The following is a 23773-nucleotide window of genomic DNA, read 5'->3' on the forward strand; positions in this document are numbered from 1 at the left end:
AGGTGATGATATCACCTCTATTCAGGTGGCCAAATTCAGTGTGCCACTACAGAGATACCCACCGGGTGGGTAGGCTTTTTCACTATGTCATTGCCAAACTTATACCGCACCTGCCTCTGGTGTTCCCTGATGGAATGCCAGCTCCCATCGCTCCCTGTCAGAATACATCCAGCAGGAAGAACGCAGGGATGCTCGGCTGCCGTCCGAATTGTACGTCTTGTAGTGCAAAATGGCGCAGTACTCCCCCATGCTGATCAGCCGGAAATCACTGCTAAGAATGATCGTAGGACTTAATTCGCCAGTCAGAGATGCTATCGTCTCCGCGCGGTCAACTATTACGCCTGACCGTGTAATTTCCCGAAATTCCGGATGCAAAATCTGTTCAAGCCATTTCCGATCATTCCTCCGGGCACCGTGAAGACTGCATTCAAGTGCTTTTAGCTTTTCCAGGAGCATTCTGCTCACCCTAATTGAACCCTGACAGTTGAAGGAATTTATCATAACATCCCAAGGCTAATCTTTAATGGCCCCGAGGGGTAACCTACGCTTTTGGCACAGGACTACCCACGACAATACCAAAGGGCATCTATGAGCAAGGAGCGGACTCTGTTGCTTTGGATTAAATCATCTTCTCAGCATGGTTTAAAATCACAACCAGAGGGGGGTTCTGCAAAAAGAATGTCTGGTAAAGTCTGCGTCAGAAAGTCATAAGAATTCGTGCACCCTTCTATGCGTATACGTACCATCACTCCTTCATAACTATGAATGAGCAGCTTTGCCGCGCTTTCCGGTGACATCACCGGCGATAAAGTCTGAGCATGCTGAGCGTCATTAAATACGTTTATCAGATCGCGCTCCCAGCAGGAAAAAAACGACAGCAGTTTTTGCCGAATTTTTTCACTGTTTACCGAACTTGTGTGTCCAATAATACCCGCCAGGCAGCCTGTTGCTTCAGGTTCTCGCTCAATATATTCCCTGTGCCCGTTAAGCCAGCTCATCAGGCGCATGCGAGGAATCATGGTACTGTCCAGCAATGTATCCGTCCGTAGTTGAGCAAAAGTCTCGATATAAGCGTCAAGCGTGGCACAGGCAAATTCTTCTTTACTCGGAAAGAGATTATAAAAAGACCCTTTAGGCATGCCTGCCTCGCTCAGAATCGTCGTGATCCCCCCGCCTTCATAACCCTCCCTCATGAAAACTCGTATACCAGCGTTCAAAAGACGTTTGCGCGTATCACTTTTCGCCATAATAATTAGACCATTCTACTTTTTTTATAAGACTAACACAGGCAGGGATTAAAGATGCCACTTATTAAAACCCTCAGCAGGCACACTCTGGGGCTGATTATGGTGTGCCTTTCGGCCATCCTGTGGAGCTCAGCGGGATTTTTCGTGAGAATGATCGATATGAACACATGGGCTATGGTCGCATGGCGCTCACTGTTTGCTTTCCTGTCGCTGATTCTTCTGCTTGCATGGGGCGGGTATCTACGCCGCTTTTCATTCCGTAATGATGTGGGCTTAAAAGGGCTGATAACGGCTGCTGTAATGGCAATTTCCATGTTCTGCTACGTAGCGGCACTGAAACTCACCAGCGTCGCAGGCGTGATGACCGTCTATGCCACAATCCCTTTTTTTGCTATGGGGTTGGGCTGGCTGATACAGAGTAAAAAAATTACGAAACGCGCGCTTATCTCCGCAGCAGTTAGCCTCGTCGGCGTTGTAGTTATGGCTGCCTCCGCATCGGGTTCAGGCGATACGGCAGGTAACGCTCTGGCTCTGATAATGACTGCCGGGTTTGCCGCCAGCATAGTTATGTCCGGAAAGTGGCCGGAAATGAACCTGCCTGCAGTCACAGCTCTGGCTTGCGCCCTCTGCGGAGTGTTCTGCTTTGCGATGATGCCGCAGGGTCTCCCTGTTCCAGGTACGCATGACATCTTATGGTTAATTGCTTTTGCGCTGTCCACGCAGAGTATGAGCTATCTATTGTTCATGGCAGGAAGCCGGCATCTTGACCCTGCAGAGGCCAGTCTGATTGCACAAGCTGACATCGTATTGGGGCCCATGTGGGTCTGGGTGTTCTTCAGTGAATTGCCAGCCAATAATACGTTGTTGGGTGGGGCAATAACCTTTGTTGCAGTCACAGGTTACCTTGCAGGTGAGTATTACCTGAAAAGAAATTCGGCACGGAAAAACTGATCGCTTTCGTTGTGTAAGGATATACCTGATCTTTTACAAATCACTCGCTTACAACTTCCGCTTCTGGCACAAATCGGACATTGCTGACAGGCATACCCGGGCGGGACAAATACAGTAATGGACACAACCGTAATTCTGTCCGGTTCTTGTACCTTGCTGGCATTACGACAGCTGCAGCTGCGCGGCCAGCCTGAAATCTGCTGGCATACTTTGCGCTCGATGCGCCGGTGAACACGGCCCGCTGCTGGCATCTTCACACATAACCAGTACTGTAAAAGTCCCGTAATACCGTGTCGCCCGGACATTTTATGTACCGTTTGGCCGCTACCATTCAGTACTTTCACTGTTTTTATTTATTTTATTCCCAGGAATCGCAGAAAAAACCCCGCCACACCTGTCCTATTTCGTCGATATCATGGCAAAATACCCCAATATCGCCCATCGTCGGCCATCTTTGCCAAACCTCGCACCCGACATCCCAGAGTGTGAATGTGTAAAATATTATCTATTTATCAATAACTTAATGCGTCATTGTTCTAAGTATAAATCCATATGGCGGCGAGATACTTGCCCTGAAACAAAATCCGGTATTCGGATGGATTTGGGGCCATCTGCCCGCCATATAGTTTTATAAGCTGATACATATACATTTCCTCATTATCAGTACTGTAAAAGTCCCGTAATACCGTGTCGCCCGGTCATTTTCAAACCACCGTTTGGCCGCTACCATTCAGTACTTTTCGTCCTGCTGACAGATGCGCCATCGCACCTGCGCGGCCAGCCTGAAATCTACTGGCATACTCTGCGCCCGTGCGGTCGCAGGACTGCTGGCAGACCGTCCTTTCTTCATTTTCCCGCTACCTGGACACAATGGGTATTCTGTCCAGACTATGCAGACTGAAATCACTGGAACAATCATGAAAATCCAACTCACAAACATCACCCCGGACTGCCCTGGATTTGCTGAGTTAAGATCGCAGAGCATGGCTGAAGGATTTAACATGCTGCGCAGACTGGAAGAAAACTGGCTTAGCGGGCAGAACCGCTTTGACAGGCCCGGAGAAAAAGTAATTGGGGCTTCTGTCGATGGATTAATCGTCGGCGTGTGTGGACTCAACATCGATCCATTTACGCTAAAAACTGGCATTGGCCGTCTACGCCATCTCTATGTAGATTCAGGATGGAGAAAAAGGCAGATTGGCAGCGCCCTTCTCAATGAAATTATTAAGGATTCTGGTCGCTGGTTTGATTTCATCAACACAAACGCTCCTCCATCGGCTTTCACCTTCTATGAACGAGCTGGCTTTGTTGCTTTAACTGGCATAGAAAAAGTCACGCACCGCCTATGCCTCAGAGACACAGCGCGATAATACAGTCACGTCTTGGACACACTGCATATTCTGTCCAAATATGCAGAACGGCGTTTTAAACATCTTCAGAATTCAAAGTAACTAACTGGCAGCTTTGAGCGAAAAGCGGACCTTGTTTATGGATTGTATGGTGTTGAGGGGGGACCTCATACAAACAACTACTCAGCAATTAAGCCTTCATAACCAGAAAGCTTAATTGCCAGAGAATGCGCGAAGAGTTTCAGTTCAGAAAAGGAGGATTCTCTTCAGAGAACCAGCCGGGAACGTACTCGCTCCAGCTGAACTTCCACAAAGCCTCTTCTTTGCGAAGCTCAATTCGATAATGAGCACCGTACATCCACTCACCATTCTTATTTTTTATCTGTCCTGGTATTAAGCGCCCCGTCCACATTTCAGCTGTTTTACCGTCTGTTCTGAGGGTGATTTTTAGTGGGACACCATAATGCTGCATCCAGGGCCAGTGACGACGAAACTCTTTAAGCGATCCTACAATACTGTGCAGACCTTTTAATGGTCCCAGTGGAGGGAATTGTCCGCAAGCATCTAAGGTGTAACAGGTCCGGAACTGGCTAAAATCATTCTGGTCAATCCCCCACGAATAACGTGAATACGACTCCTCAATTTGCTCTTCCTCAGTCGCCTTTATCTGGTTCTGCGCAATGCAATGCCAGGGGGAATCCAGCTCACTGACCAGAACAGGTGGCGCATCTCCCGGACGCCACCCCTGTTGCCCAGGAGGCAGACGCCAGTTAACCAGATAATCAGTATCACCTTCCGCCCAGCCGATGTTTATAAGCACTTCGGTCAGCTTCCAGCCATCAGACTCTGCTTTCAGCGTCAGTCGCAACACTGCGCCAAACAGGGCAACGGGATTATATTTTGCGCCTGGTGCTACCTCACCATACAGATAGGCGCTTACCATGGCGGTCCCTTCTCCGTCCGCAGCCGCGTAAAAATTAGAGGTCACCAGATTTAGATGCTTTTCAGAGGATGTATCTTCACGTAACGCTGCGATTAATGCTGATTTACCATGAAGTATGCCTTTGTGGCTGCTTCTGAGTTTGACCGTTTCAGCCACAGAGCAATCCGTATCGGCCCAGTGGCCGGATTCCCAGTTTTTTCGAAGTGTTTCCATAAAACTGAGTGCATCTGAGCGGCTAAGAGGGGTAATCATTGAATATCTCCTGTCTGTACAGCGCCTGTTTTCGATATTTCTCTGTCTGATGTGTGCATTTTGACGGTCCGGAAGTAACCAACGCGATCGCAGGCTAAGAGTGATGTCTTAACGCTTTCTGATTTCGGTGATGTAGGTAATGGCGGCGCTATCGACAAAGTTCGGCACATCCCGGAAGGCTTCCTGACCAACCGGCGAATCAAATGCAGCCACGGCATCTTCGATGGAGTCGAACCATAATTCAGAAAACCCATCTACCGGGGCATCCGGGTATTTTTCCCGATCGACGGGATTTAAAACGTAGCCCCGTAATCCCGGCAAACGCAGAGCAATTTCCGTGTGTACTTCATCCCAGTGCTTTACAAAGTCTTCAAAACTCTGTCCTTTTTTACGAATAAGAAAGCCCACATGCTTGAAGCCGTTTAAAGTTGTCATCGTATTCTCCTGTGTGCAGTGTCCTGCAATTTATTGTTTGGAAAGGCGTTATTAATTAATCTGGTGCAACTGGACCCAATGCCATTTACATGACCAGTAGCAGGTTAGTGCTGCCTGATGTGCCCGCGCCTGGACGGTTCACTGGCTGCGCCTCAGTCATGATCTTCACCATGGAAGGGATAATCGGTATAGCCTTCTTCCCCACCGCCGTAATAGGAACTTCGCCTGGCCATAGTCAGTGGCCAGCCCTTGCGCACCCGCTCAACAAAATCTGGATTGGCGATAAACGGACTGCCAAAAGCCGCAAGATCGGTCAGTCCATCGTCGATAAGTGCCGCGGCCTGAGCGGGAGTAAGACCACCTGCGAGGATAAGCGTGCCACGCCATACCTGTCGGAAATCGCGCAACAGGCCGTTAAACATCACGGGCCCCTGGGCCATCAGGTGGACATAAGCTATCCCTCTGCGGCTAAGCTCCTTACCGATATAAAGATAGGTTTCCGAGGTATCGGCGTAATGAGCCATGTCCTGAAGTTGATTACAGGGGGAAAGGCGCACGCCCGTCCGGCTTGTACCAATTTCATCTGAAATGGCGTCAACAATTTCAAGAAGAAGGCGCGTACGGTTTGCCAGGCTTCCGCCGCCGTAGCCGTCATCGCGCGTATTCAGTACAGGATTAATGAATTGTTCAATGAGATAGCCATTGGCACCATGCACCTCCACGCCATCAAACCCCGCCGAAATGGCGTTGGCAGCGGCATTGCGAAAATCAGCCACTATCTGCTTAATCTCTTCAGTCAGCAGGGCGCGGGGCGGGCTTGCAGTAACCGTTGCAGGTTCACCATTTTCATCCCAGGCAAAGGCGCTCCCACCCTGAACGGAGACGGAACTGACAGGGTGCTGCCCCTCAGGCTGGAGGCTGGTATGAGATACCCGTCCAACATGCCAGAGCTGAGCAAATATTTTTCCTCCTTTCTTATGCACGGCCTGTGTGACTGGCAGCCAGGCTTCAACATGACTGTCGAGATAGATCCCCGGATTAAAGAGATAGCCAGTGCCTTCGCGAGAGACCGGTAAACCTTCTGAAATAATTAATCCGGCGCTGGCACGTTGTGCGTAATAAAGTGCCGTTAAGGCATCAGCATGCTCGTCCCGTGCGCGGGAGCGCGTCATGGGCGCCATGATAAAGCGGTTTTTCAGCGTGATATCGCCGAGCCTGTAGCCGGTAAATAGCTTTTTCATAGCCATCAGTTCCAGGCTTCAGCGATGAGCTGATGTGACCTGATCCTTGCATCGGCATCATGTATCCACGAATTCACCATAATTTCATCCGCACCGGTACGGCGGACCAGGTCATTCAGGCCGGTCCGGACGGTCTCTTTTGTGCCCCACACCGATTCACGCAGCTGAGTCAGTACGCGCTGAGCCTCTACCGGATGCCAGAGCGCATTCATATCGTCTACCGGCTTCGGTAATTTCACCTCAACGCCCCGCCCAAGATTTACAAACTTCTGCAGTTCGGTAGTCGCCAGATAGTCTGCTTCGCTCTGGTTTTCAGCGGCGACGACGTTGACGCAAATCATCACATACGGTTCGGCAAGCGATTCTGATGGGCGGAAGCCTGAACGATAGGTATCAATGGCAGCGAGCATGGCATCGGGCGCAAAGTGAGAGGCAAAAACAAGGGGCAAACCTTTCTGCGCCGCCAGCTGTGCACTGAAGGTACTCGAACCCAGCAACCACAACGGAATATCGAGTCCCGCACCTGGCACGGCCGTAATACGCTGTCCGCGTTGTGCAGGCGCAAGAAAATGCTGTAGTTCATCCAGCATGTCGGGGAAGTCGAGTCCCTTGGCGCGGGTTTCACGGCGCAGCGCCTGCAATGTTTCCTGGTCAGTGCCCGGCGCACGGCCCAGTCCTAAATCAACGCGGCCCGGATACATAATCTCAAGCGTGCCAAACTGCTCAGCGACAACAAGCGGTGCATGGTTTGGCAGCATAATGCCACCCGAGCCAATACGAATTTTTTCAGTTTTTGCGCCGATATGGCTGAGTATCACCGCCGTCGCCGCGCTGGCGATATCGACCATATTGTGATGCTCTGCCATCCAGAAACGGTGATACCCGGCTTTTTCGGCCGCCTGCGCCAGCCGCACGCTGTTGGTAATGGCGTCAGAAAGGGTATTGCCTTCGGTAATGGGTGCCAGGTCAAGCAGTGACAGGGGGATTGTTTTCTCTTTCATCATTATCTCCACATCGCCGGAACAGTCGTCCGGAGGTAAATTAATCATTTCGGAAATTACTATGATTGTTTTTACACGGATGATAAATCGGGTTTCGGTCGCATCTATGCGGACTTAGATTCTACAATCCTGTTTCTTCTTTAGGGGTATCTTTGATGTCTTACTCTGCGTCAACAAACCAAAACCACCTGCGACACGACACGACAGACAGACAGACAAGGAAAAACCATGACTGAAGAGCAGATTTGGAAAGCCCGGTATTACTCGGCATGTGATATTGCCCATCGCTGGTTTGCTTTTTTTGAGGGACAAACAGAGGAGGTCAGCCGGCATCTGGATATTTTTACTCCGTACGTCAGGCTGGTTCATGCCGGCACGCATCTTCTGGCCGAGGGAAAAGACGGAATGGATAGCTGGTTGAAAAGCCTGCCATACGAAAAGGGCTCGCACTTTATCCGGCGCTTTGAATTTATTCCCGGCCAGGAAAACGAGGCAACCGTTAATATGGATATTGGCTACCAGAGGGTCGAAAGTGATTTGACGGTGGGAGGGGCACTTTCGGAATACCGGACAACGCTCTTATTCGGTGAGGGAGAGGACGCTTTTTTTACTTTCATGCAGAAAACTCCCGTATATCAAAACCCTGATAAGGTATTCCGTGAGTCATTCAGTGAAAACCGGGTACATTCGTTTATAGCCCGTTTCTTTCAGCTTATGCTGACCGCAAGGTCTGGGGCTGTTTCAACGATCGTTTCCGGGAAAGCCGATGAGAATACACGGCAGAATTTACCCGCATTTTTACGCAGTGCCGATCCCGACGGGATAAGTATTGAAGAGACAGACATTCTGGCGATGAAGAGCACCCTGTTACTTCCTGTAGATGGTACTGAACGGAGACTCTGCCTGGAACTGGCTGAAGAGGGAGGCCGCTACCTCGTCATTCGTCACGCAGACTGGTCCTGAAGCACTTAACGGAATATTCAACATGCGAAATACCGATCACCTGGGCGGAATTACCGCCTTTGTCACTACTGCACAGCAGGGAGGTTTTACCGCGGCGGCTGAGAGACTCGGGCTGACAAAATCAGCCGTGGGTAAAAGTGTGGGTCGCCTTGAAGCCAGGCTGGGACTTAAATTGTTTCTGCGATCCACGCGGCGTCTGAGCCTGACGCCGGATGGTGAGCGTTTCCTGATAAGTTGTCAAAATGCCATGGATATTCTTGAGCAGGCAGAAGCCGAGTTGACCTCTCATATCTGCCAGCCTTCAGGGCGGCTTCGGGTGGACTTACCCGCAGCCTTTGGCAGACAGCGTATTTTGCCGATCCTGCTGCAGATTACACGCCGTTATCCCGAACTCGCATTGACCGTCACTTTCAGCGAACGATTTGTCGACCTCATTGAGGAGGGTATTGACCTTGTCATCCGCATTGGTGAACTTGCCGACAGCAGTGGGCTGGTTGCCAGAAGGCTGACCACGCAGAAACTGGTTATCTGCGCTTCTCCTGACTATTTACTGTACGGTGGAGAACCCGTTTCATCTGAAGAACTGAGCCAGCATCAGTGTGTGGTGGGGTTTCGCCGGAATCAGCCGATCTCCTGGCTACTCAAAGAAAATGATGGTCAGATTTCGCGGTATACGCCGCCACCGACCCATGAGTTTGCGGACGGAGATGCGATGTTATCGGCCACGCTGGCGGGCTGTGGGCTTTCACAACTGCCGTTATGGCTGGTTGGAAAATATCTTGAATCAGGGGAGCTGAAAGAGGTTCTGGTCGGACATTCCGGTGGAGAAATGCCCATCAGTGCGCTCTGGCCTAAAAACCGCCAACTGTTACCTAAAATTCGTTATGTTGTGGACACGTTGATAAAGGCAGCAGAAGACGGCTTACTTGACTGATGGGACGACTATGCCGTTGTATCTGGCCAGAACGGATAATCGGTATAGCCTTCCTCAGCCCCACCATACATTGTTGCCCGGTTAACTTCATTCAGCGGCCAGTTGTTTTTCATCCGCTCTGTGAGGTCAGGATTGGCAATATAGGGTCTGCCAAAAGCAATGAGATCCGCTTTTCCTTCCTGCAGGTAAATTTCGGCTCGTTGCTTATCGAATCCCCCTGCAATAATGAGCGAGCCGCTGTAGGCCTTTCGGAATTTCTCAATGAATCCTTCAGGAATAGCCTGTTCACCTAAAGTCTGTTGATCGCTCAGGTGAACATAGGCCAGCCGGCGTGTCGTGAGCTCTTCTGCCAGCGTCAGCCAGGTTTGTTCTTCACCGCTGAATGCATGCATATCAAACAGACGACCAAATGGCGCAAGTCGTATGCCGGTTTTTCCTCCACCGATCGCCCGTGATACAGCGTCAGTCACTTCAAGCACGAATCGCAGTCGGTTCTCAATTCTCTCACCACCGTATTCATCGCTGCGCGTGTTCAGAGCGCCATTAATAAACTGTTCAAGCAGATAGCCGTTTGCCGCGTGGATTTCGACGCCGTCAAAACCCGCTTCAATAGCATTTTCAGCGGCCTGTACATAATCCTGAATGACCAAACCGATCTCTTTGGCTGAAAGAGCGCGCGGGAATGAAACCGGAACAGGTCCAGCAATGCCATTTTCATCACGGGCATAACACGTCGAGTTTTCAGCCCTGACGGCAACTGAGCTGACGGGGGCGGCGCCATTCTTTTGCAGACTGACATGCGAAATTCGCCCAACATGCCAGAGCTGGATGAATATTTTGCCGCCTGCCTGATGAACAGCCTGAGTCGTTTTCTTCCATCCCTCTACCTGTGCAGCAGAGTAGATACCAGGCGTAAAAAGATACCCCTGCCCCTGAACGGAAATTTGAGAGCCTTCGCTGACGATAAGGCCTGCTGATGCGCGCTGACGATAATATTTAGCGGTGAGGTTATCGGCAATATCCCCTTCTCTGGCCCGGGAACGGGTCATCGGTGCCATGACAATACGGGTTTGAATTGTCGTGTCGCCGACGGTGTATGAAGTAAACAACTTTTCCATTACAGGCTCCTTTTAATCACTGAACTCCATAATGCGGTGCTGAAAGAGGGAATAAAACCCCCGTTCTGTTCCGAACAGAGGTTCCATAGATTCTACTTAGAGCAGCGATCCGTCTTTATTTTTTTCAGGCCATCTCTTCCTGAACCGGTACTGATTTAGTATCAGAGCGGTGTTTAATCAGAATGCTGACAAATGCCAGCAGAGTGAAGAGCACGCTGCTCAGTACCACCGAGTGCGTCCCCAGGCGGGCGATAAACCATCCACCCGTCAGTGAACCGAGGGTAATTCCCAGATTGGAGAACGACATATAAAGGCTGTTGGCAAACTCGGGCGCTTCGCTGGCTTCACGCATCAGCCAGGTCTGACTGACCACCAGGCCGGATGAGTGGAATGCGCCCCAGAACACGGTCAGCAGGCACATCACCAACGGTGAAAAGCCAAAGAACCATACCAAAAGCAGAAGCAAGGTGAACAGCAGCGGGTAAACCAGAGTGGTTTTAACTACGTTCTTTTGCAGGAAACTGCTGAACACGAAGTTGCCAGCAAAACCACAGACACCAAAGAGGATTAGCATGGCGCTGATGTAATTGTTATTCAGGTGAGTAACGCGTGAAAGATAATCTGCAACATAGCTAAAGCTGGAAAACATTGCGGCGAAAATTAACGTTACCGTTGAGATGGTCAGCCACAGCTTACCGTTCCGCAGAACGGAAAGCTGGCTGGCAAAGGAAACCTTATGCAGGGTCGGCATTGATGGCATCAGGAACAGGACGCCCAGGAAGGCCACCACGCACGCTGCAGCACCAAAGTAAAACGCTGCGGATAAAGAGAAATGCTCGGCAATCAGAGAGCTGAGGGGGACACCCAGCACCAGCCCAATGGCCACTCCGGCAAACACTTTTGCTGCAGCGCCTGCGGCTTTTTCTTTCGGTACGGAATTAGCGGCCACAACCAGCGCAACGGCAAAGAAGACGGCATGAGCCAGCGCAGGCAGAATGCGAAACACCAACATCAGGTTGAACACGTCAGTGGTGGCATAAATCAGGTTCGACACAATAAAGACGACAAGAATGCTCAGCAGAACCGTTTTCTTGTTAAAGCCAGACAGCATCAGCGTGATAAAAGGCCCGGTAACGGCCACGATAATGGCATAGATGCTGACCAGAAAACCGACCTGGGTGGGCGTGACGTGGAGCTGAGAAACCAGTTTTGGCAGTAAGCCGATGATGGCAATTTCGGTGGTGATTACCCCGAAAACAGCCACAGACAGCGCCAGTAAAAGCAGAGTGCTTTTATTTTGCATGGAATACCCTTAGAAACATTGCAGATGAAATTCACAAAGTTAAATAGCGAAACGTAACTTTTATGCGTTGTTGCCCGGATGATTTTCCGGAGAAAGGATCATCGCTGAGTTTGATAAGGGGGGAAATACGTATTCAGGCGTTTCTATGTAGACATAAATTCTTCAATGCAACAGACCTGATCTTCGTTGGTTGGTATAACTGACCATGAGCAATGTCCGCTATTGGCTGTGAGTTCAACTAATGGATGCAACACACCGGTTAAATCGCTCTGCGGGTGACTCAAAGTCTAGTGTTTTTCTCGGCCTCTCGTTAAGTTGCCTGGCAACACTATTTAATCTTTGCTGGCTGTGAACTGAAAGGTCTGTCCCTTTTGGAAAATACTCTCTGAGCAATCTGTTCGTATTTTCATTTGAACCACGCTGCCAGGGGGATTGAGGATCACAAAAATAGACCTGTATATCAGTGGCTACGGTAAACATGATGTGGTTGGTCATTTCAGCACCCCGGTCCCAGGTTAATGTTTTATACAGTTCTGCAGGTAAACTTTGGGCTTGTCTGATAAGTGCTGATATTACTGTGGAGGTCTTGTTATCACTGATTTTTGCCAGCATAACAAAGCGGGAATGGCGTTCTACCAGTGTGACGATATAAGAGTTTTTCGAGCCCTGGATCAGGTCACCTTCCCAGTGACCCGGTATGGCTCTGTCTGCGGCTTCAGGTGGCCTTTCGCTGATGGGTATCGCGCCCGGGATTGACCCTAATCCTTTCCCTTTAAGCGATGTTGTTCTGGATTTACGCACTGTTCTTCCGCTTCTGAGGCACTGTTGTAGTTCTTTTTTTAATGCTCCCCGGGTTTGTATAAAAAGCGTTTTATAAATCGTTTCATGTGACACATGCATTTCCTGATTATCGGGATAACAGCGTTTCAACCAACCGGCGATTTGTTCTGGTGCCCAGCCCTGATGCATTTTTTCCGCAATGATTTTACACAATGCGGAGCATTCAATTAGCTTACAAGGTTTAGGTCTGAGGGTACTGTTCCACGCTTCCTTATCAGCTTTTGCTGCACGGTATTGATTTGCACCTCCGTGCCTCTGTATCTCGCGGCTAATAGTCGAGGGGGCTCTTGATAATTTATCAGCTATTTCCCTGATACTGCGTTTTGCTACCAGCCCTCTGGATATCTCCTCTCTTTCATCAAGCGAAAGAGATAACCGGTGCCGTTTTCGAGTTGGAGGACGGTACCCACCCGTTTGGTAAATCGTGGGCATAATAGAAGAGTGATATCTGTCGAACATTCTGGCGATTTCATGCAAAGAATCACCTTGCTTATACCTGTCCCAGATAATCGCTTTCTGTTCTGGCGTGTAGTAAATACGGGATCTTTGTTTCATGGTAACGCCCTCCTTGTTTAAGGATAGCGTTGCATCGACCAATTGAACTCACAGCACAGAGCGTACCTTCATCATCTGGCGTTCTGTCCGCGGTCAGCGAACCCAGTCTTTCTGCAACAGACCCGGCATTCGCGCAAACTCTCTCACATTATTAATCACAAGAATGGCTACAGCCGCTATGGCTTGATCCCCATTGATTAACACAACGTGTTGTTAAAAATATCCGCTTCTGGCTGTGAGTTGCCCCCAGAGGAAATTAGGGCTGACGTACGGTTAAATGGCAGTAGGTAACCGGAGAAAAAGTGTTTTTCCCTGTGTCATTGAGGGCTGGAATCCATGATGCAGGTAAAACTGTTTTGCCACATCAGACAAGGCATGCACCATAATGGCCCGGACGCCGATATTCTCCGCAACCCGGCAAATACGGAGTATTGCATCGTGCAGTAAATCCGCACCAAGACCCTGGCCCTGGCAACTCGAACCAACTGCCAGCCGGGCCAAAATTATGATGGGAAGGGGGTCAGGCATGTTTCGTCTGAGCCCACCGGGTGCAATGGCATGAGTGACACTGCCGGTGGCCAGAGAGTAAAAACCAACCACGTGTGAAGAATCTTCCCGGCATACCACAAACGTTCTGGCGGCGCCGGTCGACTGGTTCTTTAACCCCCTGAGCCTGATCCATTCATCCAGTGCAGCTTCCCCGGAGTGAAACTCTGAAAGAATGTGAGTCGTATTTAGCGGTGCTGGAGCGGTTACTTTTCCCACTGCGGTTTTCTCGCCAGGAGCGTATCCAGTGCCGGATTCGCTTTAACGGGTGCATCCAGCATATTGATAAACTCGGCGTACTGTTCATCATCGAGATTAAACATCCGACGATCAAGGATAACGTTTTCAGCAGCCTGGCAAGCGATGTCTAGTATAAAGTCGGTGCGTGATTTATGAAGAATAGCGGCAGCGGTATCGATCAACACGCGCTGGGCTTCTTTAGCCCGAATGTTAAGCTGAACATCAGATTTCATGATGAGCTCCTGTATAGCAAATGATATACATAGCTTACATCTGCCGTATAGAGAATGCTATACACATTGACAGCGAATTTTTTGTGACGGGATAGCGTTGAAACAATCAACCTCTACCTTAGCCTGAGGAAAGAACACTTGTGTCTTGCAACAAAAAGGCCTTTTCTGCTTTGCGTTGACAAGAGCACATCGAGGCATATTTCCTTAGTCAGCCAGGGTACTCAACAACGCCTGCTCCAGCTTATCGGCGGTAATCGTAAACGGCAGATGCTGCAGGCTGTCCGCCGGGAAGCGGATGGATTCAGCCAGCGCTCTGACCCGCGCTTTGCGGTCATCACCAACAAACGGCAGGGTCAGCGGCGTATTGAAGCGCTGCAACAGCCCCATCAACCGGCTGTCCGCCCGATCGCTGTTTTGCTCGATAATCGATTGCACCCGCAGGCTGAAACCAACCTTCTCGCCGTGCAGCCAGTGATGTAATTCGGGCTGATGGGTCAGGCGATCGTGGATCACGTGGGCAAATCCCGGCGTGGCAAGCCGATCCTGAATGCTGTTTGCCAGCCCGGCCAGCACGATATTGGCCTCAATCACCTTTTCCAGCGCCGGCGTCACCCGCTGTTGCGCATTGTCGGCAACGGCCTGCTCGCCCCACTTCTCAAACGCGGCCACCGCCTGCCAGGCCGCATAGACTTTCAGATCCAGCGCCAGACGGTCGGGGTTTTGCCGCTGATAGGGCTCAAACTCGTACCATTTGGCCAGCGCATCGACGATGCCGGACTTCAGATAACGCACGTCGCTGCGGGCAATGACCTCGCTGTCCACCAGCACCAGCGCCGGCATTTTATTGAGCGGATCGCTGCGCAGATGCCCGCCCTGCTGATTATAAACAATCGCCAGCGGCGACCAGGCGGCACAGGTGGCGGCCAGCGTGGAGAAATTGATCAGCACCCGATCCGGCAGCGCGTCGTTGACCGCCTTGGCGGTGTCCAGCACCCTTCCTCCGCCAATCGCCAGCACCACCTTGACGTCCTGCTCCTGCACGCTGTTTTGCAGCGTTTCTATCGCCGCATCGGTGCACTCGCCGTGCAGAAAATTGAGCTGCCAGCGGATGCCCGCGCGTTCCAGGCTTTCGCTCAGCTGCGGGTTAACCGCTTCCCAGGCCTGCGGCGAGGTGAGGATATGAATACGCAGGCCAAACGGCGCAACAATCTCGCCCACTTCGGCCCGCAGCCCCGCCTTTTGCAGGTAGGCTTTCGGCGATTTAATGGCAAACATGGGAAGTCCTCTTTTCGGTTAGCGACGGTAGGCCAGCGATCGGACAATGCGGTCGCCGATCTTTTGAATGACCTGCACCATCACCAGCAGCACCACAATCGTTGCCGCCATAATCTGATTGTCAAAACGTTGATAGCCGTAGCGGATCGCCAGGTCCCCTAACCCACCGCCGCCGACCACACCGGCCATGGCGGAAAAGCCAATCAGCATCACGATGGTCAGGGTAATGCCGGCGATCAGCGCGGGCAGCGCCTCGGGCAGTAATACCCGGCTGACGATGTGCCACAGATTGCCGCCCATCGACACCACAGCTTCAATGCGGCCGCGATCGACCTCATCCAGCGCGTTTTCGACAATACGGGCAAAAAACGGAAAGGCGCCCAGCGTGATCGGCACAATGGCCGCCGTACTGCCCAGCGTGGTGCCAACCAGCAAACGGGTGAACGGGATCAGCGCAATCAGCAGCACCACGAAAGGTAAGGCGCGGCCGACGTTGACGACGGTATTCAGCACGGTGGCAAGCGTGCGGTTGGGCAAAATGCCGTTCTTGCGGGTTAAAAACAGCAACACGCCCACCGGCAGGCCCAGCGCCACGGTAAACACCGCCGCCAGCAGTACCATATAGGCGGTTTCACAGGTGGCATTCAGCAGCAGATCCTGAAAGCGGTCCCAGTTTACGCTACGCATCTGGCCTGCTCCTCACGCTGGTAGCGGGTAATAAAGGCTCGATCGGCTTCGCCATCTTTCAGCAGCATCTGGCGCAGGCGTCCGTCGGCGCGAGCCATAATTTCGGTCACGCTGCCGCTCTCCACCAGTCGGCCATTTTCCAGCAGCGCCGCGCCGTCACAGATACGCTTCACCACGCCCATTTCATGGGTGATCAGCACGATGGTAATGTTGAGCTGCTGCTGAATATCGGCCAGCAGATCGAGGATCGAGGCGGTGGTTTCGGGGTCCAGCGCGCTGGTGGCTTCATCGCACAGCAGGTAACGGGGTTTGGCGGCCAGCGCCCGGGCGATGCCGACCCGCTGTTTTTGCCCACCGGAAAGTTGTGATGGCCAGGCGTTGGCAAAGTTTTCCAGACCAACCAGCTGTAGCAAGGCGTTGACGCGCTCGCGCCGCTGTTTCGCGGGAACACCGGCAATTTCCAGCGGCAAATCGATGTTGTCGTGAACGGTGCGGGAATGCAGCAGATTGAAGTGCTGGAATATCATGCCCATCTGCTGCCGCTGACGGCGCAGCTGCGGCAGGCTGAGCTTGCCAATGTCTTCGCCATCAATCTCAATCTGCCCGGCGCTGGGCTGTTCAAGCAGGTTCAGGCAGCGTAACAGGGTGCTTTTTCCCGCGCCGCTGCGCCCGAGAATGCCGAAGATCGAACCATCCTCAATGGTCAGCGAGACCTGATCTAACGCCGGCACCTCCGTGCCGGCATAATGTTTAGTGATTTGGCTGAGTTTAATCATGCTTCTCGTCCGCAACCGGGATCACCGAACCGTTGTAGTTCTTGCGGATAAATTCGGCAACCTGCGGTGAAGTCAGGTCTTTTGCCAGTTGCAATACGCGCGGATCTTTCGCCAGTTCAGGCGTGGTCACCAGCAGGTTGGCATACGGATTATGCTCGGCGGATTCCAGCCCCAACGCATCCTTCGCCGGGGTTAAGCCCGCTTCCAGCGCGTAGTTACCGTTGATAATCGCGGCATCGACGTCATCCAGCGAGCGCGGCAGCTGCGGCGATTCAATTTCGATGATTCTGATTTTTTTCGGGTTGTCGCTGATGTCTTTCGGCGTCACCAGCGTCGATCCGGCCTCACCCTGCGCATTCAGCTTGATCACCCCTTTCTGCTGAAGCAACCACAGCGCGCGGCTCAGGTTGGTGGTGTTATTTGGCACCGCGATGGTCGCCCCCTGCGGCAGCGCCTGAAGGCTTTTCACCTTGCGGGAATAAATCCCCAGCGGCTCAATATGCACGCTGGCCACCACGCTGAAGGTTTTCCCGAGCGCTTTTTCCTGATCCTTCAGATACGGCAGATGCTGGAAGTAGTTGGCATCCACATCGCCTGCCGACAGCAGTTCGTTCGCATTCACCCCACCGTTCAGTTCGACAATATTCAGATCCAGCTTCGGATCGATTTTCTTCACATACTCCAGGATCTCGGCATGTGGCACCGGATCCGCTGCCACGCGTAACGGCGCCGCATATAAGCTCTGTGCAACCAGTAATGACAGCCCTGCCAGGGTAAATACGGTCTTTTTAATCATCATCATTCTCTTGTTGTTATTGACTGTTGGTATGTTCGGGATAGAAGCGTCGGGCCACTTCGGGATGGGAGCGCAGGCGGCCTTTCAGGTAATTCCAGCCCACTTCGCGTAATAAGGGATTGAGCGGATCGCTGGCCGGACCCAGCGCCAGACGGGCAAGCGAGTCCGGCAGCTGATAGACCGGCACCACCGCATCGAGCTGGGCACCGAGGAAAAACGCCACCGACAGACGTTCCTTTTCGGCCTTCGGTGACACCACGCGATGGATGGTGGCGCGCAGGTAGCCGTTGCTGGCGAGTTCCAGCAGTTCACCAATATTGACCACAAACGAGCCAGGCAGTGGCGAGGCGGCAATCCAGTTATCGGGCGTAACCTCAACCTGCAAACCCGGCTGGTCGTCCTGCAACAGCAGCGTCAGGAAACCGGAATCTTTATGCGCGCCGACGCCCTGCGAAGACTCGGACTCACTGCGGCCAGGATAGCGGATCAGCTTGATATGTTCGTTCGGATACTTGCCATACAGGTTATCGAAGGCGTTGCGCGGCAGTTGCAGCGCTTCGGCAAAGCCGCGCAGCAGCTCAAGCGCCACCTGGGTCATATCCTGCTGCCAGCCGGTCAGCACGGTTTTTAATTCGGGCAACGCCTCCGGCCACTGATTCGGTCCCTGCATCCGCTGCCAGGTGGGTACTTCCGGGGTGTTTACTACCGCGTCACGATCGGCACCAATATCGAATTGTTCGCGGTAATCCGGCTGGCTGCGGGTTATTTCCACACCAGCCAGGTTATATCCGCGAAAATGCGGCGAGTTCTCCATTTTAACTTTCAGCTTTTCTTCTTGTGAAAGCGAAAAAAAAGAACGGGCCACGTTCTGTACGTTATCTAATACGGTTTTTTCAACGCCGTGATTAATCAGATAAAAGAAGCCGACATCGCGCGCGGCCTGGCCGAGTTTCTCAATGGTGTGTTTTCTTTGCTGCTCATCGCCGGTTAACTGGGCGAAATCAATTACCGGCAGCGCGAGCGTTTCTGTCTGGCTCATAAGTCTTATCCCGTTGGCATGTCATAGAACAACAATGCCATTTCCGCCGGGGCTTAACTACGAAGTAATCCTGCAATCAATATGCAATCGGCAGCATTTCATGAATAACAGTGAAATGGCTGAAATAACAGCGGATTACTCGCCGGGATATTTCACAAATTGCGGTGGGTTGTAGGCGGTAATTTCCGGCAGCGGCTGGTCAAACAGCTGAATATCGACAAAGCAGGTTTGCGCACTGCAGCCCTGGCCCAACCGTGAACTGCCGCGATCCTCGGTCAGCACGTTGGGATTGCCGTGCTTGTCCATTGGCGCGGCCTGATGCGTATTCAGCGGATCGTACCAGGCGCCCGTCGACATCTGCACCACGCCCGGCAGAATATCCCGCGTCAGATGGACGCCCGCCAGCAGGGCTCCGCGTGAATTGAACACTTTGACGATGCTGTTTTCGCCGATGCCGCGCGGCTGCGCATCGTCCGGATGCATCCAGAGCGGTTCGCGCCCGGCGATTTTGGTCTGCTGGCTGACTTTGCCATGATCGTACTGGCTGTGCAGACGCGTGCGCGGCTGGCTGGAGAGCAAATGCAGCGGCCAGTGCTGCTTCACCGCCTGCTGAGCCTCGTACTCCGGCTGATGCCAGTAAGCATGGCCCGGCGCTTCCTGATAATCGAAGCCGGCGACCGTGGCGGAAAACAGTTCAATCTTGCCGGACGGCGTCGAAAGCGGTGCCGCGTCGGGATCGTCCCGAAAATCCTGCAACATAATCTGCGGCTGCGCCGGTCGGGCGTATTCCAGCTTGCCGGTTTCCCAGAATTCGCTGAATGAAGGCAGCGTGATCCCCTGCTCTTCCGCACGCGCTCGCGATCCCTCGTACATCGCCTGCAGCCATTCGCGCTCGTTCCGGCCTTCGGTGAACGCCGGGGCAAAACCGAGCCGTTCCGCAAGCGCGGCGAAAATCGCGTAGTCAGACTTCGCTTCGGCAAACGGCGCAATATGCTGCTGCATAGCGATCATAAAGCCGTCATTGCTGGCGCTGCCGATATCTTCCCGTTCCAGCGAGGTGCTGGCGGGTAACACGATATCGGCGAATTTCGCCTGCGCGGTCCAGAACTGCTCATGCACGATAATGGTGTCCGGGCGCTGCCAGGCGCTGACCAGCTTGTTGAGATCCTGATGATGGTGGAAGGTGTTGCCGCCGGCCCAGTAGATCAGCCGGATGTCGGGATAGCTCAGCGACTGGCCGTCAAACTCGAAGGGTTCACCCGGCTGCAACAGCATGTCGGCAATGCGCGCCACCGGGATGCGACGGCTGACCGGGTTCTTTCCGACCGGCAGGCGCGGCCCGGAGAACATCCGCCGATCGGCACCGGCCAGATTGGTCGAGGCATAGCCGAAGCCCAGTCCGCCGCCGGCGGTGCCGATCTGCCCCAGTAAGGCGGTGGTGGCGACCACTGCCCAGAACGCCTGTTCGCCCTGCCGCGCGCGCTGCACGGACCAGGCAATATTGATCATCGTTTTGCGGCTGGCCATCCGCCGCGCCAGCTGACGAATATCGTCGGCCGCCAGCCCGGTAATCTCAGCCGCCCATTCCGGGCTTTTCACCACGCCGTCGCTTTCACCCAACAAATAGGCTGAATACGGGGCAAAGCCGGTGGTGTAGCGTGCCACGAACGCGCGATCGACCAACTGTTCAGCAATCAGTACCTGACACACCGCCAGCAGCAAGGCGGTATCCGTGCCGGGCTGGATCGCCAGCCACCGGGCATCGGGCACCGCAGAGAGATCGTTTTTTACCGGGCTGACGTTGATAAATTCGGTGCCGTTGTCGCGCATTTTATCCAGCCAGAACGCCAGCGCATGGTCGTTGGCTCCGCCGCCGTTCACCTGGGCGTTACGCAGCGGCAGGCCGCCAATCGCCACAAACAGCTCGCAGTGTTCCGCCAGGACCGGCCAGTGGGTGTGGCGGCGTTGCAGCTCATCCAGATCGCCGAGAATATGCGGCAGCGTGCGCTCACCGGCGGCGATGCTGTAGGTGTTGCTGCTGGCGGTATAGCCGCCAAACTGGTTCAGAAAACGGTGCAGCTGGCTTTGCGCATGGTGAAAGCGCCCGGCACTGGACCAGCCATAGGAGCCGCCGTAAATCGCCTGATTGCCGTGCTGCTGCTTCACCCGCGCCAGTTCATCCGCCACCAGCGTTAACGCCACGTCCCAGCTGACTTCGACAAACGGCTCTTTGCCGCGCGCGCTACGTGATGCCGCCTTGCCCTGAAGATAGCCCAGCCGCACCGCCGGGCGTTGAACGCGGGTATTTCCCTGCACCGCGCCAGGCAGCGATTCGCCTATCTTTGACGGCTGACGATCCCAGGCCACCGGCGCAACCTTTGTAAGCACGCCCTGCTGCGTGGTCACCCGATAGGTGCCCCAGTGCATCACAGCCAAATCTTTATTGTTCATCAGGCGGTTACTCGCGGCGAAGTCGGCGCGCCAGACGCGTGCCAAAGGTCTGTAATAACTGGACGATAACAATCAGCACCAGCGCGGTAGACAGGGTGGCAAAGACGTCAAAGCGTTGATAGCCGTAGGTAATGGCTAAATCGCCGATGCCGCCGCCGCCCACCGTGCCCGCCATTGCGGTTGCCCCCAGCAGGCCGATGGTGGCGGTGGTCAGCGCCAGCACCAGCGAGGACGCGACTTCCGGCAGCATAAAGTACCAGATGGTCTGGAAGGTGGTGGCCCCCATCGCGTTGGCGGACTCGAGAATACCTTCATCCACTTCCAGCAGCGCGCTCTCGACCAGTCGGGAAATGTACGGCGCGATAAAGATCACCAGCGGCACAATCGCGCCCGGCGTCCCGATGGTGGTATGCACCAGCAGGCGGGTAAACGGCAGGATGGTGATCAGCAAAATGATAAAGGGCAGCGAGCGGATGACGTTAACAATCGGGTTCAGCACCTGATGCACAAAGCGGTTGGGCAGAATGCCGCCCGGACGGCAGATCACCAGCACGATCCCCAACGGGATGCCGAGCAGCGAGCCAAACCCCAGAGAAACGGCAATCATCACCGCCGTATCATGCAGCGCCAGCAGAAACTGATCGCCGGTAATGGCGGTATCAAAGAGATCAAACATCGGTGATTTTCACTCCTGACTGGCGAAGAAAATGAATAGCCGCCTCGGTGTGTGCCGCGTCGCCTTTGAGCTGCACGATCATAAAACCGAGAATGGTGCTCTGCACTTCCGACATATTGGCAAACAGGATATTGACCTCCACCGGAAAGTCGCGGATCAAGCGGTTAATGATCGGCTGCTGCGCGGTGACGCCGATAAATTCCAGCCGTAACGAGCGCGCGGTTTCCTGTTCCGCCAGCAACGCCAGCGTTTGTTCCGGCAGGCGATCGTGGATCACCGACTGCACAAAGCTGGCGCTGACCGCGTGCTGCGGATTACCGAACAGGCTCAGCACATCGCCCTGCTCGACAATGCGCCCCTGTGCCATCACCGCCACCCGGTTGCAGATCTTCTGCACCACCGACATTTCGTGGGTAATCAGCACGATGGTGATGCCATAACGCTGATTGATCTCTTTTAACAGCAGCAGAATTTGCACCGTGGTTTGCGGATCCAGCGCGGAGGTCGCCTCGTCACACAGCAACACCGAGGGATTGGTTGCCAGCGCGCGGGCAATGCCGACCCGTTGCTTCTGACCGCCGGAGAGTTCGTTGGGAAAGCTGTTGGCCTTGTCGCTCAGACTGACAAACGCCAGCAGTTCTTCCACCCGCGTGCGGATAAACGCCTTATCCCGCCCCTGCAAAATCAGCGGGATCGCCACGTTATGAAACACGGTTTTGGCATTCAGCAGGTTGAAGTGCTGAAAGATCATGCCGATGTCTTTCTTCACCTCATTGAGTCGTGGCTTGCTGACTCCCTGCAGGGATTCGCCATTGACCCGCACCTCGCCCTGGCTTGGCGTTTCCAGATGATTGATCAGCCGCAGCAGCGTGCTTTTACCCGCGCCGCTGGTGCCAATCACGCCAAAGATATCGCCCTTTTCGATGGTGAGATCGATACGGTCGAGGGCCAGAAACGCCACGTTGTTACGTGAAAACGTTTTGCTGACGTTGCGAAACGCGATGGTTGGCTGACTCATTTGAAATAGTCTGGCAGCAGGTAGCCCTGATACTCAGCGTGGCTCTGGATGTACTGTTTGAATTCGGCAGAGTGATAGCCGGCAATAATATCTTTGGCGAACGGCGCGTCTTTGTTTTTGCCCGCCACGGTGACGATGTTGATAAAGTTGCTGGTGGGATCTTCCAGCTTCAGCGCCGAACTGAGCTTCATGCCGCTGGACACCGCAAAGTTGCCCTGGATCACGCCGTAATCGACATCAGGCAGTGCCCGGACCTGCTGGGCGTTATCCATCTCTTTCAGCACAATTTTGTACGGATTTTCGGTGACGTTTTTCTGCGAAAAAGTAGCGGGATCGCTTTTCGGGCTGATTTTCAGCCAGCCGATGCTTTGCAATAACAGCGCCGCGCGATACTCATTGGACGCCTGATTCGGCACCGACACCGTTGCGCCTTCAGCCGGCTTAGTCAGCGAGGTGATTTTGCCGGAATACAGTCCCATTGGTGGGGTTGGCACCTGCACAATGCCGACGTTATCAATGCCTAAGCGATCGTTGACCGACTTCAGATAGACCGGGTGCTGCATAATATTGGCTTCGATATTGCCACGGCTGACCGCATCGTTAACCTGAATGCCGTCACTGAAATCTTTATATTCGACCTTATAGCCCTTTTTAATTAACGAGGGCGCGACGCCTTTCTCGAACTGCTCTTTATACGGACCCGGATTAAAGCCCACCCGGATCAGTTTATTGTCGTCAGCATGGGCGGTGGCCAGAACGGCGGCGGAAGATAACAGGCCAAAAACGATCCCTTGCAATACAAACTTGCTCATCAGTAAATCCTTAATGCGGATAATGAAAGAACGTAATTAAATCACAGCTAAAGTTTGATCCTGAAGGTAAAAAGCCGTTGCCGTTGGGCTTA

Annotated in this window: 24 protein-coding genes; 4 read left to right on the top strand and 20 right to left on the bottom strand. The window is 53.2% G+C overall.

Annotated elements, in window-relative coordinates; translation table 11 throughout:
* Positions 1-99: 99 nt before the first annotated feature.
* Both EBC_RS15665 and EBC_RS15670 read right to left on the bottom strand, forming a co-directional pair.
* Positions 100-501 carry a nuclear transport factor 2 family protein gene (locus tag EBC_RS15665; RefSeq protein ID WP_331426419.1) on the bottom strand — a complete coding sequence of 134 codons (402 nt, stop codon included), beginning with the start codon at positions 499-501 and terminating at the stop codon, positions 100-102.
* Between the two features lie 131 nt (positions 502-632).
* Positions 633-1247 (bottom strand): TetR/AcrR family transcriptional regulator, encoded by a 615-nt coding sequence (locus tag EBC_RS15670; RefSeq protein ID WP_013202806.1) that lies wholly within the window; start codon positions 1245-1247, stop codon positions 633-635.
* 54 nt (positions 1248-1301) lie between these two features.
* On the opposite strand from EBC_RS15670, the gene EBC_RS15675 reads away from it, so the two are divergent.
* Together EBC_RS15675 and EBC_RS15680 are read left to right on the top strand one after the other, a co-directional pair.
* Positions 1302-2198 (top strand): DMT family transporter, encoded by an 897-nt coding sequence (locus tag EBC_RS15675; protein WP_013202807.1) that lies wholly within the window; start codon positions 1302-1304, stop codon positions 2196-2198.
* 917 nt (positions 2199-3115) lie between these two features.
* Positions 3116-3568 (top strand): GNAT family N-acetyltransferase, encoded by a 453-nt coding sequence (locus EBC_RS15680; RefSeq protein WP_013202809.1) that lies wholly within the window; start codon positions 3116-3118, stop codon positions 3566-3568.
* A gap of 220 nt (positions 3569-3788) precedes the next feature.
* Here EBC_RS15680 and EBC_RS15685 read toward each other — a convergent pair whose 3' ends face one another.
* The 4 genes from EBC_RS15685 to EBC_RS15700 all read right to left on the bottom strand — a co-directional run bounded on the left by EBC_RS15685 (position 3789) and on the right by EBC_RS15700 (position 7419).
* Positions 3789-4742 (bottom strand): nuclear transport factor 2 family protein, encoded by a 954-nt coding sequence (locus EBC_RS15685; RefSeq protein ID WP_013202810.1) that lies wholly within the window; start codon positions 4740-4742, stop codon positions 3789-3791.
* Between the two features lie 108 nt (positions 4743-4850).
* Entirely contained in the window at positions 4851-5177 is a 327-nt protein-coding gene (locus EBC_RS15690; RefSeq protein ID WP_013202811.1) for an EthD family reductase, read from the bottom strand.
* A 152-nt stretch (positions 5178-5329) separates the two neighbouring features.
* A complete protein-coding gene (locus tag EBC_RS15695; protein WP_013202812.1) occupies positions 5330-6418 on the bottom strand; it encodes an alkene reductase in 1089 nt (362 codons plus the stop codon).
* Positions 6419-6423: 5 nt separating this feature from the next.
* Positions 6424-7419, bottom strand: coding sequence for an LLM class flavin-dependent oxidoreductase (locus EBC_RS15700; protein WP_041692051.1), 996 nt, complete (start codon positions 7417-7419; stop codon positions 6424-6426).
* A gap of 228 nt (positions 7420-7647) precedes the next feature.
* Here EBC_RS15700 and EBC_RS15705 point away from each other — a divergent pair, with 228 nt between their 5' ends.
* The gene (locus EBC_RS15705; RefSeq protein ID WP_041692052.1) at positions 7648-8382 is read left to right on the top strand and encodes a hypothetical protein; all 735 of its coding nucleotides are present in this window, start codon (positions 7648-7650) and stop codon (positions 8380-8382) included.
* Between the two features lie 22 nt (positions 8383-8404).
* The gene (locus EBC_RS15710) at positions 8405-9316 is read left to right on the top strand and encodes a LysR family transcriptional regulator (protein WP_013202815.1); all 912 of its coding nucleotides are present in this window, start codon (positions 8405-8407) and stop codon (positions 9314-9316) included.
* An 8-nt stretch (positions 9317-9324) separates the two neighbouring features.
* On the opposite strand, the gene EBC_RS15715 is transcribed toward EBC_RS15710, so the two are convergent.
* The 14 genes from EBC_RS15715 to EBC_RS15780 form a co-directional block, all read right to left on the bottom strand.
* Entirely contained in the window at positions 9325-10434 is a 1110-nt protein-coding gene (locus EBC_RS15715) for an alkene reductase (protein ID WP_013202816.1), read from the bottom strand.
* 124 nt (positions 10435-10558) lie between these two features.
* On the bottom strand, positions 10559-11737 hold the full coding sequence (locus tag EBC_RS15720) for an MFS transporter (RefSeq protein ID WP_013202817.1): 1179 nt from the start codon (positions 11735-11737) through the stop codon (positions 10559-10561).
* 234 nt (positions 11738-11971) lie between these two features.
* Positions 11972-13132: an IS30 family transposase gene (locus EBC_RS15725; RefSeq protein ID WP_013199948.1), complete on the bottom strand. Its 1161-nt coding sequence runs from the start codon at positions 13130-13132 to the stop codon at positions 11972-11974.
* A gap of 273 nt (positions 13133-13405) precedes the next feature.
* Positions 13406-13897, bottom strand: coding sequence for a GNAT family N-acetyltransferase (locus tag EBC_RS15730; RefSeq protein ID WP_013202818.1), 492 nt, complete (start codon positions 13895-13897; stop codon positions 13406-13408).
* Positions 13885-14151: a type II toxin-antitoxin system TacA family antitoxin gene (locus EBC_RS15735; protein ID WP_013202819.1), complete on the bottom strand. Its 267-nt coding sequence runs from the start codon at positions 14149-14151 to the stop codon at positions 13885-13887. Before EBC_RS15735 ends, EBC_RS15730 begins: the two co-directional genes overlap by 13 nt.
* Positions 14152-14355: 204 nt before the next feature.
* Entirely contained in the window at positions 14356-15426 is a 1071-nt protein-coding gene (locus tag EBC_RS15740) for an iron-containing alcohol dehydrogenase family protein (RefSeq protein WP_013202820.1), read from the bottom strand.
* 18 nt (positions 15427-15444) lie between these two features.
* Positions 15445-16113 carry a methionine ABC transporter permease gene (locus tag EBC_RS15745; protein WP_041692053.1) on the bottom strand — a complete coding sequence of 223 codons (669 nt, stop codon included), beginning with the start codon at positions 16111-16113 and terminating at the stop codon, positions 15445-15447.
* Entirely contained in the window at positions 16101-16889 is a 789-nt protein-coding gene (locus tag EBC_RS15750; RefSeq protein ID WP_013202822.1) for a methionine ABC transporter ATP-binding protein, read from the bottom strand. Before EBC_RS15750 ends, EBC_RS15745 begins: the two co-directional genes overlap by 13 nt.
* On the bottom strand, positions 16882-17685 hold the full coding sequence (locus EBC_RS15755) for a MetQ/NlpA family ABC transporter substrate-binding protein (protein WP_013202823.1): 804 nt from the start codon (positions 17683-17685) through the stop codon (positions 16882-16884). Before EBC_RS15755 ends, EBC_RS15750 begins: the two co-directional genes overlap by 8 nt.
* Positions 17686-17701: 16 nt before the next feature.
* The gene (locus EBC_RS15760; RefSeq protein ID WP_013202824.1) at positions 17702-18724 is read right to left on the bottom strand and encodes an isopenicillin N synthase family dioxygenase; all 1023 of its coding nucleotides are present in this window, start codon (positions 18722-18724) and stop codon (positions 17702-17704) included.
* Positions 18725-18859: 135 nt separating this feature from the next.
* Positions 18860-21175: a molybdopterin-dependent oxidoreductase gene (locus EBC_RS15765; RefSeq protein ID WP_013202825.1), complete on the bottom strand. Its 2316-nt coding sequence runs from the start codon at positions 21173-21175 to the stop codon at positions 18860-18862.
* Positions 21176-21182: 7 nt separating this feature from the next.
* Positions 21183-21851, bottom strand: coding sequence for a methionine ABC transporter permease (locus EBC_RS15770; RefSeq protein ID WP_013202826.1), 669 nt, complete (start codon positions 21849-21851; stop codon positions 21183-21185).
* Entirely contained in the window at positions 21844-22869 is a 1026-nt protein-coding gene (locus EBC_RS15775; protein WP_013202827.1) for a methionine ABC transporter ATP-binding protein, read from the bottom strand. Before EBC_RS15775 ends, EBC_RS15770 begins: the two co-directional genes overlap by 8 nt.
* The gene (locus tag EBC_RS15780) at positions 22866-23681 is read right to left on the bottom strand and encodes a MetQ/NlpA family ABC transporter substrate-binding protein (protein ID WP_013202828.1); all 816 of its coding nucleotides are present in this window, start codon (positions 23679-23681) and stop codon (positions 22866-22868) included. Before EBC_RS15780 ends, EBC_RS15775 begins: the two co-directional genes overlap by 4 nt.
* Between the last annotated feature and the right edge of the window lie 92 nt (positions 23682-23773).

The organism is Erwinia billingiae Eb661 (genome assembly GCF_000196615.1).
Lineage (GTDB): Bacteria > Pseudomonadota > Gammaproteobacteria > Enterobacterales > Enterobacteriaceae > Erwinia > Erwinia billingiae.

Excerpts from the sequence above, each read along its gene's own strand:
- EBC_RS15750 (WP_013202822.1), bottom strand. The coding sequence starts at position 16,889 with ATGATTAAACTCAGCCAAATCACTAAACATTATGCCGGCACGGAGGTG.
- EBC_RS15725 (WP_013199948.1), bottom strand. The coding sequence starts at position 13,132 with ATGAAACAAAGATCCCGTATTTACTACACGCCAGAACAGAAAGCGATT.
- EBC_RS15740 (WP_013202820.1), bottom strand. The coding sequence starts at position 15,426 with ATGTTTGCCATTAAATCGCCGAAAGCCTACCTGCAAAAGGCGGGGCTG.
- EBC_RS15765 (WP_013202825.1), bottom strand. The coding sequence starts at position 21,175 with ATGAACAATAAAGATTTGGCTGTGATGCACTGGGGCACCTATCGGGTG.
- EBC_RS15720 (WP_013202817.1), bottom strand. The coding sequence starts at position 11,737 with ATGCAAAATAAAAGCACTCTGCTTTTACTGGCGCTGTCTGTGGCTGTT.
- EBC_RS15735 (WP_013202819.1), bottom strand. The coding sequence starts at position 14,151 with ATGAAATCTGATGTTCAGCTTAACATTCGGGCTAAAGAAGCCCAGCGC.
- EBC_RS15675 (WP_013202807.1), top strand. The coding sequence starts at position 1,302 with ATGCCACTTATTAAAACCCTCAGCAGGCACACTCTGGGGCTGATTATG.
- EBC_RS15685 (WP_013202810.1), bottom strand. The coding sequence starts at position 4,742 with ATGATTACCCCTCTTAGCCGCTCAGATGCACTCAGTTTTATGGAAACA.
- EBC_RS15775 (WP_013202827.1), bottom strand. The coding sequence starts at position 22,869 with ATGAGTCAGCCAACCATCGCGTTTCGCAACGTCAGCAAAACGTTTTCA.
- EBC_RS15690 (WP_013202811.1), bottom strand. The coding sequence starts at position 5,177 with ATGACAACTTTAAACGGCTTCAAGCATGTGGGCTTTCTTATTCGTAAA.
- EBC_RS15780 (WP_013202828.1), bottom strand. The coding sequence starts at position 23,681 with ATGAGCAAGTTTGTATTGCAAGGGATCGTTTTTGGCCTGTTATCTTCC.
- EBC_RS15710 (WP_013202815.1), top strand. The coding sequence starts at position 8,405 with ATGCGAAATACCGATCACCTGGGCGGAATTACCGCCTTTGTCACTACT.
- EBC_RS15715 (WP_013202816.1), bottom strand. The coding sequence starts at position 10,434 with ATGGAAAAGTTGTTTACTTCATACACCGTCGGCGACACGACAATTCAA.
- EBC_RS15755 (WP_013202823.1), bottom strand. The coding sequence starts at position 17,685 with ATGATTAAAAAGACCGTATTTACCCTGGCAGGGCTGTCATTACTGGTT.
- EBC_RS15705 (WP_041692052.1), top strand. The coding sequence starts at position 7,648 with ATGACTGAAGAGCAGATTTGGAAAGCCCGGTATTACTCGGCATGTGAT.
- EBC_RS15680 (WP_013202809.1), top strand. The coding sequence starts at position 3,116 with ATGAAAATCCAACTCACAAACATCACCCCGGACTGCCCTGGATTTGCT.
- EBC_RS15760 (WP_013202824.1), bottom strand. The coding sequence starts at position 18,724 with ATGAGCCAGACAGAAACGCTCGCGCTGCCGGTAATTGATTTCGCCCAG.
- EBC_RS15770 (WP_013202826.1), bottom strand. The coding sequence starts at position 21,851 with ATGTTTGATCTCTTTGATACCGCCATTACCGGCGATCAGTTTCTGCTG.
- EBC_RS15700 (WP_041692051.1), bottom strand. The coding sequence starts at position 7,419 with ATGAAAGAGAAAACAATCCCCCTGTCACTGCTTGACCTGGCACCCATT.
- EBC_RS15695 (WP_013202812.1), bottom strand. The coding sequence starts at position 6,418 with ATGAAAAAGCTATTTACCGGCTACAGGCTCGGCGATATCACGCTGAAA.
- EBC_RS15665 (WP_331426419.1), bottom strand. The coding sequence starts at position 501 with ATGATAAATTCCTTCAACTGTCAGGGTTCAATTAGGGTGAGCAGAATG.
- EBC_RS15745 (WP_041692053.1), bottom strand. The coding sequence starts at position 16,113 with ATGCGTAGCGTAAACTGGGACCGCTTTCAGGATCTGCTGCTGAATGCC.
- EBC_RS15670 (WP_013202806.1), bottom strand. The coding sequence starts at position 1,247 with ATGGCGAAAAGTGATACGCGCAAACGTCTTTTGAACGCTGGTATACGA.